This is a genomic window from Olsenella sp. An285 (assembly GCF_002159625.1).
Lineage (GTDB): Bacteria > Actinomycetota > Coriobacteriia > Coriobacteriales > Atopobiaceae > Thermophilibacter > Thermophilibacter avicola.
Map to the genome: position 1 here is coordinate 134,855 of NZ_NFIZ01000004.1, position 11,787 is coordinate 146,641.

General features: G+C 67.3%; 10 protein-coding genes. 8 read left to right on the forward strand and 2 right to left on the reverse strand.

Translation table 11 applies throughout. The features are described from left to right. Positions 1-80: 80 nt before the first annotated feature. From B5F79_RS04170 to B5F79_RS04185, 4 genes are all read left to right on the forward strand, one after another. Positions 81-1,325 (forward strand): MFS transporter, encoded by a 1,245-nt coding sequence (locus B5F79_RS04170; protein WP_158094836.1) that lies wholly within the window; start codon positions 81-83, stop codon positions 1,323-1,325. Positions 1,326-1,451: 126 nt separating this feature from the next. Further along, positions 1,452-3,629 carry an NAD-dependent DNA ligase LigA gene (gene ligA / locus B5F79_RS04175; RefSeq protein WP_087217808.1) on the forward strand — a complete coding sequence of 726 codons (2,178 nt, stop codon included), beginning with the start codon at positions 1,452-1,454 and terminating at the stop codon, positions 3,627-3,629. A 63-nt stretch (positions 3,630-3,692) separates the two neighbouring features. After that, positions 3,693-4,460, forward strand: a complete 768-nt coding sequence (locus tag B5F79_RS04180; protein WP_087217810.1) for a tyrosine-protein phosphatase — start codon at positions 3,693-3,695, stop codon at positions 4,458-4,460. Continuing rightward, the gene (locus tag B5F79_RS04185) at positions 4,457-5,323 is read left to right on the forward strand and encodes a MurR/RpiR family transcriptional regulator (RefSeq protein ID WP_087217812.1); all 867 of its coding nucleotides are present in this window, start codon (positions 4,457-4,459) and stop codon (positions 5,321-5,323) included. Before B5F79_RS04180 ends, B5F79_RS04185 begins: the two co-directional genes overlap by 4 nt. A 316-nt stretch (positions 5,324-5,639) precedes the next feature. Here the strand turns inward: B5F79_RS04185 and B5F79_RS04190 are convergent, their stop codons facing one another. After that, on the reverse strand, positions 5,640-6,476 hold the full coding sequence (locus tag B5F79_RS04190; RefSeq protein WP_087217814.1) for a histidinol-phosphatase HisJ family protein: 837 nt from the start codon (positions 6,474-6,476) through the stop codon (positions 5,640-5,642). Between the two features lie 292 nt (positions 6,477-6,768). Continuing rightward, complete coding sequence (gene gpmA / locus B5F79_RS04195; RefSeq protein WP_087217816.1) at positions 6,769-7,533, reverse strand: 2,3-diphosphoglycerate-dependent phosphoglycerate mutase; 765 nt, start codon at positions 7,531-7,533, stop codon at positions 6,769-6,771. 127 nt (positions 7,534-7,660) lie between these two features. Here gpmA and B5F79_RS04200 point away from each other — a divergent pair, with 127 nt between their 5' ends. The 4 genes from B5F79_RS04200 to B5F79_RS04215 all read left to right on the forward strand — a co-directional run bounded on the left by B5F79_RS04200 (position 7,661) and on the right by B5F79_RS04215 (position 11,726). Continuing rightward, on the forward strand, positions 7,661-7,861 hold the full coding sequence (locus tag B5F79_RS04200) for a hypothetical protein (RefSeq protein ID WP_087217818.1): 201 nt from the start codon (positions 7,661-7,663) through the stop codon (positions 7,859-7,861). A gap of 156 nt (positions 7,862-8,017) precedes the next feature. Beyond that, positions 8,018-9,358 carry a glutamine synthetase family protein gene (locus B5F79_RS04205; RefSeq protein ID WP_087217820.1) on the forward strand — a complete coding sequence of 447 codons (1,341 nt, stop codon included), beginning with the start codon at positions 8,018-8,020 and terminating at the stop codon, positions 9,356-9,358. 626 nt (positions 9,359-9,984) lie between these two features. Continuing rightward, positions 9,985-10,815: an ABC transporter substrate-binding protein gene (locus B5F79_RS04210; RefSeq protein ID WP_087217822.1), complete on the forward strand. Its 831-nt coding sequence runs from the start codon at positions 9,985-9,987 to the stop codon at positions 10,813-10,815. 68 nt (positions 10,816-10,883) lie between these two features. Beyond that, on the forward strand, positions 10,884-11,726 hold the full coding sequence (locus B5F79_RS04215; RefSeq protein WP_087217824.1) for an ABC transporter substrate-binding protein: 843 nt from the start codon (positions 10,884-10,886) through the stop codon (positions 11,724-11,726). The last annotated feature ends 61 nt before the right edge of the window (positions 11,727-11,787 follow it).

Below are 11,787 nucleotides of genomic sequence, written 5' to 3' on the forward strand. Positions count from 1 at the left end.
TCTTTTTCGGCGTCGCCGCCGGAGCGCGCTCCGGTACTACAATGGGTCGGCTCTGCAACTACCGCCCGAAGGACCCGCCCATGAGCTTCACGCCCGACCAGAAGCGCGCCATCTACACCCTCGGCTTCTGCGGCCTCGTCTCGGCCGCGGACAACTGGTTCGTCTCTCCGGCGCTGCCCGCCATCGCAAGCGCGCTGGGGGTCGCCGCGTCCGCCGCAACGATCGTGCTCACCGCCTACCTCGTTCCGTACGGCCTGCTCCAGCCCGTCTGCGGGACGCTGGGCGACCGCTTCGGCCGCCTGCGCGTGCTCCGCGTGATCGTGGCGGGGCTCGCCGCGGGGACGTTCCTCTGCGCCGTGGCGCCAACGCTCCCGCTCCTGGTGGCGGCGCGCGTGGTCACGGGCTGCTTCGCCGCCGGCATCATCGCCGTCTCGCAGGCGCACGTGGGCGACGTCGTGGGGTCCGAGCGCCGCGGCGCCGCGGTGGGCGTGCTCATGGGCATCACGTTCACCGGACAGGGGCTCTCCTCCGGTCTGGGTGGCATCATCACCGACCTCATGAGCTGGCGTGCGGCCTTCGCGTGCTTCGGCGTGCTGGCGCTCGTGGCGCTGGCGCTGCTGTGGCGCCTTCCGTCGGTTGGCGCGCAGGGCGAGAAGAGCGCGCGGGGCGAGAGGTGCCACGTGCCGCCCGCCGTCCCCGCCGCGACCGTCGCCACCGTCCCGAGCGGCTCGTTCTTCTCGCGCGCCGCCCGCATCTTCTTTGGCACCCACCGCGCCGTGTACCTCGTGGCCTGCTCCACCGGTCTCGTCTTCCTGGGTGTCTACGGCTTCATGGGGACCTTCCTCTCCGAGCGCTGCGGCCTCGGGTCCACGCAGGCGGGGCTCATCATGATGCTCTACGGCGTCATGTGCCTCGTGGGCGGATCGGTCTCTGGGCGCATAGGAGCCGCGCGCGGACCTCGCGGCGTCATTTACGTGGGCGAGGCGTCCGGGCTTCTTGCCATCGCGTCGCTGGCGGCGGTCTCTGTCACGGGCTCGTGGGCGCCGGCGCTGCTCGCCGCGGGTGCCCTGGGCTTTGGCTACATCCTCACGCAGCCCACCCTGGTCTCGCTCTCCATGGATGCCGACCCCGCGCAGACGGGCCTCTGCACGGGTCTCATCGGCCTCGGTGTCTTTGCGGGCGGGGGCGTGGGCTCGGCGCTCGGTGGGCAGCTCGTGGCGGCGGCGGGATACCCTCTGCTGTGGGGCGCAGCAGCCGCGCTCCTGGTGGCGCAGCTGGTTCTGGGCGGTCGCGCCCTGGCCGCGCTGGAGCGCCGCAAGGGATAGGCGTGCCGTCCGTTCTTCTCGGCGTTCCCGGGGGCTTCCGCCGTTTCCGCGCGGGATCGGTCATCGTCCGGCCCATGCGCTACCATGGTGGGCCGAGAAGAACCGCGAGGCTGGCAAGGAGCTCCCATGGCAGACGAGAAGAACGTGCAGGTCCAGACGTCGCTCTTTGGCGACGACGTTCCGACGGAGCCTGTGGAGGCGCCGCAGGAGCCGCGCGTCTCAGGGTCCCCGCGCGCACGGCACGCGGAGCTCAACCGCATCCTCTCCCACGCTGCCTACGCCTACTACGCGCTCGACCGCCCCGAGATGTCCGACGCGGAGTTCGACCGCACGCTGCAGGAGCTCCTGGCCCTCGAGGCGGGACACCCCGAGCTCGTGACGCCCGAGTCCTACACCCAGCGCGTGGGCGGCTATGTGTCCGAGCAGTTCGAGCCCGTCACGCATGCGGCGCGCATGTACTCGATGGACGATGCCATGGACCTCGCCGAGCTGGACGAGTGGCTCGCCCGCACGGACGAGGCCCTGGGCGCCACGCCGGAGCGCCCGGTCGCCTACACCTGCGAGCTCAAGATCGACGGCCTGGGCGTGGCACTCACGTACAACGACGCCCAGTTCGTGCGCGCCGCCACGCGCGGTGACGGCACCACCGGCGAGAACGTGACGGCAAACGTGCTCACGGTTCGCGACGTCCCGCGCGCGCTGGCGCCCGCCGGCCTCGCGCGCCTGGCCGAGGGCGGCCTCGGCCGCTCCGTGGAGGTTCGCGGCGAGGTCTACATGCCGCGGCGCTCCTTCGCGCGCCTGAACGAGGACGCGGACGCCGCCGGCACCGCGCCCTTCGCCAACCCGCGAAACGCCGCCGCGGGCAGCCTCCGCCAGAAGGACCCCAAGGTGACGGCCCACCGCGACCTCGAGACCTTCATCTACGCCGTGGCCGATGAGGCGCCCATCGACGTGCACACGCAGTGGGACTTCCTTCGCTGGCTCGCGGACTGCGGCTTCTCCGTGAACGACCACGCTGCGCGCTGCACGAGTGCCGCCGAGGTCCATGCCTACTGCGAGAATGCCCTCGCGCACCGCGACGAGCTGGACTATGACATCGACGGCGTGGTGGTGAAGGTGGACTCCTTCGCAAGCCAGGCGGCGCTTGGCTTCACGGCGCGTGCGCCGCGCTGGGCCATCGCGTTCAAGTTCCCGCCGGAGGAGAAGCGCACCGTGCTGCGCGAGATCCGCGTACAGGTGGGCCGCACGGGAGTTCTCACGCCGGTGGCCGAGTTCGACCCCGTGACCGTGGCCGGCTCCACCATCGCGCGCGCGACCCTCCACAACGTGGACGAGATCGAGCGCAAGAACGTCCGCGTGGGGGACACGATCGTGGTACACAAGGCGGGTGACGTCATCCCCGAGGTGGTGGGCCCGGTGCTGGAGCTGCGTCCCGAGGGCTCGCCGGAGTTCCGCATGCCCGAGACCTGCCCCTCCTGCGGCAGCCCCGTGGTGCGCGAGGAGGGTGAGGTGGCCTACCGCTGCGTCTCCATCGACTGTCCGGCACAGGCCGTGGAGCGCCTCATCCACTGGGGCAGCCGCAAGGCCATGGACATCGACGGCCTGGGGGACGAGATCGTCGCCCGCATGGTCGAGCAGGGGATCCTTGCCGACGTCGCGGACTTCTACGACCGCCTCACCGAGGAGGCGCTGGCAAACGTCTGGACCGGGCGCCAGACCGTGGAGGGCGAGGACATCGTCGTGGGACCCGTCATCGCGGCCAAGATCATGGCGCAGGTGAGCGAGTCGCGCGGCCGCGGCCTCGCGCGCGTGCTCTTTGGCCTGGGCATCCGCCACGTTGGCGAGACGGTGGCGCGACAGCTCGCTGCGCACTTCGGCAGCATGGCCGCGCTCGCCGCCGCCACGGAGGAGGAAATCGCCTCCGTCGACGGCGTCGGGCCCAAGATCGCGGCCAGCGTGCGCGGCTTCTTCCAGGTCCAGAAGAACGTGGCCGTGGTGGAGCGCCTGCGCGAGGCGGGCGTGGTGCTTGAGGAGGAGCGCACGGAGCCCGAGCGTCCGCAGTCGCTCGCGGGCCTCACCTTCGTGCTCACGGGCACGCTCGAGCGTCTCAAGCGCGATGAGGCCAAGGCGGCACTCCAGGCGCTGGGCGCCAAGGTCACGGGCTCGGTCTCCAAGAAGACGAGCTACGTGGTGGCGGGCGCGGCGGCTGGATCCAAGCTCGCGAAGGCGGAGAGCCTGGGCGTGCCCGTCCTCGACGAGGCCGCGCTCGAGCACATCCTCGCGACCGGCGAGGCGCCGGCATAGCTGCTGTTCTGTGAATTGGGGACAGTCCCCAATTCACAGACCACCTCTTTGGAAGGGACGCACATGGCGTGTCATGACGCGCGGCCCAATCACGGCCGCATTGACTTCGAGGGCCTGCCCAACACGCGCGACCTGGGCGGCCTTCCCGCCGCCGGTGGAAAGCGCGTTCGGCGCGGGTTGCTCCTGCGCTCGGGCACGCTCTACTTCGCCACGTCAGCCGACTGCCGGCGACTGATTGAGGACTATCACCTTCGTACGGTCGTCGACCTGCGCGGGGAGGACGAGCTCGTGGAGTACCCCGACGGCATGGAGCGCCTTCCGGGCGTGAGCTACGTGCATGCGGACGCCCTCAAGGACGCCATCGCCGGCATCTCGCAGAACGCGGAGGCGCGCGCCCGACTGGAGGCCGCCCGCTCCAACACGGACGACCCGGCGCTCTTCATGGAGACGGTCTACCCGCACATCCTTCTGGGAGAGTCCGGCGTCTCCGCCTACCGCACCCTCCTGCGCCGCGTGCTCGAGACCACGGACGGCTCCGTCCTCTGGCACTGCCACTTCGGGCGAGACCGCTGCGGCATGGGCAGCATGCTGATCGAGGCCGCGCTCGGCGTGACCGACGAGGCGATGGGGGAGGACTACCTCGCCACCAACCTCTTCAACCCCGACCCGCCGGATGAGCGGACGGACGCCAACCCGCGCTTCATGCGCGCAGCGGTTGCGGCGGTCACGCACGAATTCGGCGGCGTCATGGACTACCTGCGCGAGGCGCTGGGCCTGGACGACGCAGACATCTCCGAGCTGCGCGGGCGCTACCTGGAGCCGGCGTCGTGAACGTGCTCGCGCGCATGAGGCTCGGCGAGGGCTTCTCGTCAGGTGAGAGGGCGCTGGCGGACGTCATTCTCGCCAGCCCCGACGCGTTTCTCTCCAACGGGTCCAAACAGCTCGCCGCACGCGCCCACGTCTCCAAGTCGACGGTCTACCGCCTCTGCGAGAAGCTCGGGCGCTCGGGCCTCTCCGAGCTCAGGGTCCGCGTGGCGTCCGAGCTCGAGGCCTATCGCAGCGAGAGCCCCGCCGTGGACGCCAACTTCCCGGTGCGTGCCGGTCAGACATCTGCCGAGGTCATCGTTGGTATCGAGAAGGACCTGGCGCAGACGCTCGCCGCCACGGCAAACGTTCTCGACCCCGCCGGTCTCGACCATGCCGCCGAGCTCGTGCGCTCCGCCTCGCACGTGGACATCCTCGCCACGGCGGGCAACGTGGCCTTCGCGCAGAACTTTCGCTTTCAGATGGCGGAAATCGGGCGCACCGTCTCGGCGCCCGTGGACGAGTACGAGCAGCGCCTCCTCGTGGCATCTGCGGACGAGAGCCACGTTGTGATTCTCGTTTCCTTTGGCGGGCGCGGGTTCCTCTCGCGCCCGGCGGCGCGGCAGCTCGCGAGGAGGGGAGTGCCTCTTGTGCTGGTTGCCTCCGCCGAGGCGACGCCGCTCGACGAGTTTGCCACCGTGAAGCTCGCGCTCTCCCCGCACGAGGACCACGCGCGCAAGGTCTCTCCCTTCGGGACGGGCGTCTCCGTGCTCTTTGTCCTAGACGCCCTCTTCGCGCGCTGCTTCGTCGAGGACTACGACGCCAACCTCGCACGTCGGTTCGCCTATTACGAGCGCATCGTAGACTCAGGCGGATGCTCCGGCAGGTGAAGGTACGGCCACCTTGTTTGGCTCAGGAGATTTTGAGATCGGCCCCGAGTCGCTTGCTTGCAAAAGTCGTCTTCGGGACAGTGGCCCCGGGCCCGCGCTGCAAAAACCGGCTTCGGGTCAGTGGTTTTGCGTCCATTAGGCGCAAATCCGTCGATATCGATACAACTATTGATATTACTATCAGGGATAACGCAACTATGCTCTCGGATGGCTCACGAAAATCCACTGACCCGAAGGCGAGAATTGCATCCGAGCGAGAGAATTACCGGCCCGAAGGGCATTTTTGTCCATTGACCACGCGCGGAAGCTAGGTCTGCTAGAACCGCATCGGCCTAGGCTCGCCCTTCTCGTACGTGCACACGCCCTCGAAGCCGAGCTCTGCGAGCTCGCGATAGGCGAGGCGCAGGTAGGAGCCCAGGTGCTCGGGCGCATGGGAGTCCGATCCCACGGTCACCAGCGTGCCGCCGAGGTCCCGATAGAGCTCGAGGATCTCGCGGCGCGGCTGGAAGTCCCCCAGGCCGTAGCGGATTCCCGAGGTGTTGACCTCGATGCCCTTCCCGTCCGCGATCACGCGCCGCAGAATCTCCGCCACGACGTCGCGCACCCGCTCGAAGGGGTAGTCGCCAAAGGGGTCGTAGCGGCGGATGAGGTCCAGGTGCCCCAGCACGGAATAGCCTCGGAACGCCTCGACTACACCGAGCATCTCCTCGTAGTAGGCGGCGTGAATCTCCTCCTGTGCGCGGCCGCGCTGGAATTCGCCGTTCCAGTACTCGAGGTTTCCCACCTGGTGGATGGAGCAGATGACAAAGTCGAGCCTCTTCCCGAGGCGTTCCACAAGCGCCTTGTTCTGCGCGAGGGTCGTCGTCTGCACGCCCAGCTCCAGGCCAGCTCGCAGCGTGATGCGCCCGTCGAGCTCCTCACGCATGCGATCGAGCTCTTCGAGGTATGCCTCATAGGGGCAGTTGGTCACCGGGTGCCCGTCCTCGAAGCGCGCGCCCTCCGGCTCGTTCCACTCGGGCTTCACCCCGTAGTCGACGTGCTCGGTGAAGCAGAGCTCATCGAGGTTAAGGCGAACCGCGTCAAGAGCGACCTGCTCGAGCGGGTAGGTGGAGTCGTCGGAGAATCCGGTGTGGACATGGTAGTCGGCGAGCATCTGCGTCCCTTCGTCGCGGCGGTACGGTTCAGAGGATAGCCTCTGCCATGTATTCCGGTGGCCTGGCGGACCATCCTGGGAAGCAATTCCCCTTGGCGTGTCTCACGCGGGCCTTTGGCTGAGACGGACGTCTCGCGCCCGCGCAGAATCGCCGCTCGCGCAAAGTCCCGCGGTCGGCGACCAGCGACCTCGACACGCGAAGGCCCCCGGATTTCCGAAGAGAAGTTTCGCGAAGCGCACTTCTCGAAGGAAATCCGGGGGCCTTCCCCACGCGTTCGAGGGCGAACGCAGCCTACTTCTTGACCTTGCCCTGGTTGGCGACGGCGTTGATCTTGGCCTCGATGGTGGCCGGATCGCCGATGTAGTGCTTGTCGACGACGTTCCAGTCCTTGTCGAAGGTGTAGGAGCACGGCACGCCGGTCGGGATGTTGACCTCGAGGATCTCCTCGGGGGTCAGCTTCTCGAACTGCATGACGAGGGCGCGCAGGCTGTTGCCGTGAGCGGCGATGAGGACGCGCTTGCCGGCCTCCATCTGCGGCTTGATCTCCTTCTCAAAGTACGGCCAAGCGCGGGCGATGGTGTCCTTGAGGCACTCGGTGTAGGGGAGGTCCTCCTTGGGGACGTCGCGGAACATCTCGAGGACGTGCGGGTCGCGCTCGTCACCGGGCTCGAGGGCGGGCGGGCAGACGTCGAAGGAGCGACGCCAGATCTTGACCTGGTCCTCGCCGTGCTCGGCGGCGGCGTCGGCCTTGTTCAGGCCCTGGAGGGCGCCGTAGTGACGCTCGTTGAGCTGCCAGGCCTTGTGGACGGGCAGCCAGTTGCGGTCGAGCTCGTCGAGCACGCAGTTGAGCGTGTGGATGGCGCGCTTGAGGAGCGAGGTGTAGCAGACGTCGAAGTCGTAGCCGGCCTCCTTGAGGGCCTTGCCGCCGGCGTGCGCCTCCTCGCGGCCGGTGTCGGTGAGGTCGACGTCGGTCCAGCCGGTGAAGAGGTTGAGCTTGTTCCACTCGGACTCGCCGTGACGGACGATGACGAGCTGCATGGTCTGATCGTCGTTCATTGGAGACACGTCCCTTCTTATGCGGAGTTTGTGCGGCCCCTGTTGCCGCCCAACAACTACAGTATGACGCATTGGGTATAGTTGCCTATGGTTAACATCGAACTTTTCGTTACGGCGGGGTGATTTCGTGGGACCGGTGGACGTCGTCATTCTTGTTGCGGTTCTGGCCCTCGTGGCGCTCGCGATTCGCTCGGTGGTCCGCTCCGGGGGCGACTGCTCGAGCTGCGGGAGCAGGGGATCTTGCTCCGCGCACGCGTCGGGCGGCACGTGCACCGCCGCCCAGCGCATGCTGCGCGACGCGGAGCGGGCGCTGGGCAAGCGGGAGTAGGCCCCGCGCGTCCCCGCGGCGCCCGCGCGGAGGGGCGCGCGGCCCGCGGTTCTTCTCGCCGTGGACCGCATAACAGAAACAGGCGTGAAACACTCATGTGAGAACCTATCTCGGACTATGAACTGACGGCCCCCGGAGAACCGTGGAGGTTTCTGCATGAGCAGCGAGAAGGACATTGACTTCGTACTGCGCACTGTCGAGAAGCGCGACATTCGTTTCGTGAGGCTCTGGTTCACCGACGTGCTCGGCAACCTCAAGTCCTTCGCGATTTCCCCGGAGGAGCTCGAGGAGGCCTTCGAGGAGGGCATCGGCTTCGACGGCTCGGCCGTGGACGGCTTCGCCTCCCTCGAGGAGTCCGACATGCTCGCGTTCCCGGACCCCGACACCTTCGCGCTGCTCCCGTGGCGCCCCAAGGAGTCCGGCGTGGCGCGCGTGTTCTGCGACGTCTACACCCCGGCGCGCGAGCCCTTCGAGGGTGACCCGCGCCGCTGCCTCAAGAACGTCTTCGCCCACGCGGAGGAGAAGGGCTACGTTCCCAACGTCGGCCCCAAGATGGAGTACTTCTACTTCGACAACGACCTCGATCCCGTGCCGCTGGACAACGCCGGCTACTTTGACCTCACCCCCATGGACACGGCCAACGACCTGCGTCGCCAGACCACCCTTACGCTCGAGAAGATGTCCATTCCGGTGCAGTACTCCTATCACGCCGCAGGACCCTCCCAAAATGGTGTGGAGCTGCGCTTCACGGAGGCCGTGAGCTGCGCGGACAACATCATCACCGCGCGCCTGGTGATCAAGCAGGAGGCCGCGGCCCAGGGTATGTACGCCTCGTTCATGCCCAAGCCCATCGCCTCGGTGCCGGGCTCGGCCATGTTCCTCTACCAGTCCCTGCTGGACACGCACGGCGAGAACCTCTTCTGGGCCCCCAAGGAGCACCACGAGGCGCACCTCTCCGACCTCGCCCAGCACTACGTCGCGGGCATCCTCAAGTACGCCCCGGAGTTCACGCTGGTCACCAACCCCACCGTCAACTCCTACAAGCGCTTCATCTCCACCGGCGAGGTGCCCAACTACGCCACGTGGGGCCGCAAGAACCGCTCCGCCCTCGTGCGCGTGCCCACGCACAAGCCGGGCAAGCACATCGCAACGCGCATCGAGCTGCGCAGCCCGGACGCCACGGCCAACCCGTACCTTGCGCTCGCCGTCACCATCGCGGCCGGCCTGCGCGGCATCGAGGAGGGCCTGGACCTGCCGGAGGAGGTCGGCAACGAGACGCTGCAGCTCTCCGAGCGCGAGCTCGCGGCCCGCGGCATCGAGCGCCTGCCCCGCACCCTGGGCGAGGCGGTCGACCGCTTCGAGTCCTCCGAGCTCATGCGCGAGGTCCTCGGCGAGCACATTTTCGACTACCTGGTGCGCGAGAAGCGCCAGGAGTGGTACGAGTACTGCACCGCCGTCACGGACTGGGAGCGCGAGCACTACTACGGCGGCTTCTAGCGCAAGCGCGTCGGACCCGCTCCCTCGGACAGGGGCGGCGGGGCGATAAGAACCTGGATGCCGTCGGGATCGGCCGATCCCGACGGCTTCTCTTTTGCTCGCGGATTCCTTCGGGCTCCTGCGTGTCGCGTGGGACCGCGCCTTCGCGTTTAAGGGGTCGTCCCCGTTCCCAAAAGGCCCGCGCTCTCCGACAAGTTTGAAACTGCGAAAAGCGTTTGCGATTGGGCAACATCTTTGATGATTCGGAAGGTCTCACGTCCTCCTTTCAAAACGAGTTAAAGCAAAACTTGTTTTTCTCGCCCCCACGCGCGTCCTTCTCGCCAAGAAATGGGGACGACTGGGCAACGTAGTTGATTACGTAATCGCTTGATATAAAGGATGTTGCCCAATCGGCCACGGAAGTCGCCGGGGAGTCGTCCGCCATGCGCGCGGGAGGCTCAAGTCGAGAGCCCGATACGTGTCAATCCTGTTAAGAAAGTCCATGACCTGCATATTTCGCTGCCGCTTGAACCAAACTGAACACTTGGCGACGGGCGGGGCTGCGGCCTCGACACGGGGAAGACCCCGTGCCCTCCGTCGGGAAAGGGCGTGACCACGCGCCAAAGCATTGGGGGAAGGACCCAGACATGAAGCTCTCCAGCCGTTTTGCGGGCGGCCTTGCCGTCGCCTGCGCGCTAGCCGTGACTATTGCGGGATGCAGCGGGGGAGGGCAGACAAGCACCCCCTCCACCACCGACGACGCCACCGAGGCGTCCTACACCCTCGTCGAGGACGGCACGATCACCGTTGCCTCCGACCTGGCCAACGCCCCGCTCGACTTCGTGGACGAGAAGACCGGCGAGGCCCAGGGCTTCGAGATCGACCTCATCAACGCCGTAGCCGACAAGCTCGGCGTCGAGTGCGAGGTCCTGCCCGCGATGAAGTTCGACACCATCGTCCCGCTCATCGAGCAGGGCGGCAAGGCCGACGTGGGCGTCTCCAACATCACCATCACCGACGCCCGCATGGAGCAGGTGGACTTCACCGACTCCTACATGGACTCCAACCAGGGCCTCGTGACGCTTGCGGCAGATGCGGACGTGACCGAGGACGACCTCAACGTCGAGGGGACCAAGATCGCCGTGCAGGCCGGCACCACCGGCGCCTCCTGGGCCGAGGAGAACCTGCCCAACGCCGAGATCGTGGCGCTCGACGACCCCGTGGTTGCCGTGACGGGCGTGCAGACCGGGCTCTACGCCGCCGCCGTGGCGGACCTGCCCGTTATGACCTACCTCTGCTCCAACTCGTTCACCGACTGCGCGGTGGCAATCGAGATCCCCACCGGCGAGCAGTACGGCATCGCCGTAAACAAGGACAACCCCGGCCTCACCGAGGCCATCAACGGCGCCCTGGCCGAGCTCGAGGAGGAGGGCTACATCTCCGAGCTCGAGGTCAAGTGGCTCGGCGCCGAGCTCTAGCAACCTAACATGACAAAGGGACAGTCCCTTTGTCATGTTATGTGACAAACGATACGGGAGGAAATGAAATGACCAGCATGAACAGGCGCAACTTCGTCGCCACCCTCGGCATCGCCGGCACCGCGCTGCTCGCCGGCTGCAACGGCTCCGAGGAGGCCACCCAGACCACCGACGACGCCCAGACCACCGACGACTCCGCCGAGGAGGCCTCCTACACCCTCGTGAAGGAAGGCGTGCTCACCAACGTGGCGGAGCTCGGCTTCTCGCCCTTCGAGTACATCGACGAGGACGGCAACACCGTGGGCTTTGACGTCGACCTCTCCAACGCCATCGCCGAGAAGATGGGCCTCACCTGCGAGTGGCTGCCCAACCAGGCCTTCGACACCCTGGTTCCCACCATCAAGCAGGGCGGTAAGGCCGACATCTCCATCGCCGGCGTCACCATCACCGACGAGCGCCTCGAGGACGTGGACTTCTCCGACCCCTACCTCAACTCCAACCAGGCCCTCATCGTAGCCGCCAGCTCCGACTACGCCACCGAGGACCTCGACGCCGAGGACATCCAGATCGCCTGCCAGACCGGCACCACCGGCGACGCCTGGATCCAGGAGAACCTGCCCAACGCCACGCGCGTGCCGCTGGCTGACGTCACCGCCGGCATGATGGGCGTCTCCACGGGCTCCTACCAGGCCATGGTCATCGACCTGCCCGTCGCCCAGAACATGCTCGCGCAGTCCTTCTCGGACCTCACGATTCTCGAGGAGATCCCCACCGGCGAGCAGTACGGCATCGCGGTCTCCTACGACAACCCGGGCCTCAAGGACGCCATCAACGCCGCCCTGGCCGAGATCGAGTCCGATGGCACGATGGACGAGCTCAAGCAGAAGTGGTTCGGCACCACCGACATCTAGGCGAGAAGAACGAGCGGCCGCGGTCTGTCAGTTGGGGGCAGGCACCTTTTTGCAGGTAAAA

What these genes read in the sequence shown, in the direction of transcription:
- B5F79_RS04170 (WP_158094836.1), top strand. Translation starts at nt 81, where the DNA reads ATGAGCTTCACGCCCGACCAGAAGCGCGCCATCTACACCCTCGGCTTC.
- ligA (WP_087217808.1), top strand. Translation starts at nt 1,452, where the DNA reads ATGGCAGACGAGAAGAACGTGCAGGTCCAGACGTCGCTCTTTGGCGAC.
- B5F79_RS04180 (WP_087217810.1), top strand. Translation starts at nt 3,693, where the DNA reads ATGGCGTGTCATGACGCGCGGCCCAATCACGGCCGCATTGACTTCGAG.
- B5F79_RS04190 (WP_087217814.1), bottom strand. Translation starts at nt 6,476, where the DNA reads ATGCTCGCCGACTACCATGTCCACACCGGATTCTCCGACGACTCCACC.
- gpmA (WP_087217816.1), bottom strand. Translation starts at nt 7,533, where the DNA reads ATGAACGACGATCAGACCATGCAGCTCGTCATCGTCCGTCACGGCGAG.
- B5F79_RS04205 (WP_087217820.1), top strand. Translation starts at nt 8,018, where the DNA reads ATGAGCAGCGAGAAGGACATTGACTTCGTACTGCGCACTGTCGAGAAG.
- B5F79_RS04210 (WP_087217822.1), top strand. Translation starts at nt 9,985, where the DNA reads ATGAAGCTCTCCAGCCGTTTTGCGGGCGGCCTTGCCGTCGCCTGCGCG.
- B5F79_RS04215 (WP_087217824.1), top strand. Translation starts at nt 10,884, where the DNA reads ATGACCAGCATGAACAGGCGCAACTTCGTCGCCACCCTCGGCATCGCC.